Origin of the sequence: Streptococcus oralis, assembly GCF_001578935.1 — a bacterium.
In the GTDB taxonomy this organism is placed as follows: domain Bacteria; phylum Bacillota; class Bacilli; order Lactobacillales; family Streptococcaceae; genus Streptococcus; species Streptococcus oralis_R.
In genome coordinates this window covers 1-505 of record NZ_KQ969531.1, presented here as the reverse complement: position 1 = coordinate 505, position 505 = coordinate 1, and the positions used below count along the sequence as shown (strand labels likewise).

1 protein-coding gene is annotated in these 505 nt (G+C 36.8%); it reads right to left on the bottom strand.

Annotated elements, in window-relative coordinates; genetic code table 11:
* Positions 1–505: restriction endonuclease subunit S (locus tag SORDD15_RS09710; RefSeq protein ID WP_231097655.1), on the bottom strand; the 505-nt coding region annotated here is incomplete at both ends.

Genomic DNA, 505 nt, shown 5'->3' with positions numbered 1-505 from the left:
AAACTTACGCTGATGACTAGCGATGGTCGCGTCTAGGGTTTGGAAGAAGTTGCCGATCCGTTCCTGCTCGGGAAGGGTGGGTATGTAACTGCTAAAATTTTCTACGGATGATTTGGAAATATTTAACTGGGACATCCCTGCTCCTTGAGATTTAAAGTAATATTGATTTGCGTTTATATATGAGTATAGGAACTGTGAATTTGAATTAAGTTTTGGTCTTAACAATGCAACCCGCTGATTCAGGACAAATTTATTACTTTCAGGTATAATAGCAACTCTTCCAAGTAGATTTCCATTGCCTACATCACTTAGTATCATGACTAAATCTCCTTTTTCAAGGGTCTCATCAGCCTTATCAACAAACTTACCAGAACGCTTTAATCCACCATCTATACTAATTGAATTTAAATTAATTAATTCGTAACTACCGGAATCAGATTGTCTATCCTCATATCCTTTACCATTTTTATAATCTGTAACCTCAGACAACTTACGCTGTTCCCAA